Source organism: Bradyrhizobium sp. NBAIM08, assembly GCF_020193935.1.
In the GTDB taxonomy this organism is placed as follows: domain Bacteria; phylum Pseudomonadota; class Alphaproteobacteria; order Rhizobiales; family Xanthobacteraceae; genus Bradyrhizobium; species Bradyrhizobium yuanmingense.
The window spans coordinates 1-415 of record NZ_JADYVR010000777.1; the positions used below are offsets into that span (position 1 = coordinate 1).

1 protein-coding gene is annotated in these 415 nt (G+C 71.8%); it reads right to left on the reverse strand.

What is annotated here, in order from left to right; translation table 11 throughout:
* On the reverse strand, nt 1-251 hold a 251-nt coding region (locus I6F37_RS42015; protein WP_225154675.1), incomplete at its 3' end, for an SRPBCC domain-containing protein.
* Nucleotides 252-415: the final 164 nt, after the last annotated feature.

The following is a 415-nucleotide window of genomic DNA, read 5'->3' on the forward strand; positions in this document are numbered from 1 at the left end:
CCCCAGGACCAGGCGAGCCGGCGCGGCGGCTCCACGGTCGTCACCTCCACCGACTGACCGCCCGCGTCGATCCTCTCGCCGGCGGCAGGCGTCCAGTCCACGGTGGCTACGAACCACTGCTCCATCTCGGCCGGCTCGCTGATCGCGCGCCACACCCGCTCGATCCCATACGGCAGCTCGCGCTCGAACCGCAACGCCCGCCGGCCGTCGATCGTCTCCAGGGTTCCGCGCGGATGGTTGCTGAGGCTCATGGGTTCTCCTCCAGGTGTCGTTCGAGTGCGTCGAGGCTGCGTGACCATTGCTGCCGGTAGGGCTCGAGCCAGGCATCGACCTCAGCCAGCGGCTCCGGCCGCAGCGCGTACAGGCGCCGCTTGCCTTCCGCCCGCGAGCCCACGAGGCCCGCCTCGCGCAGGAC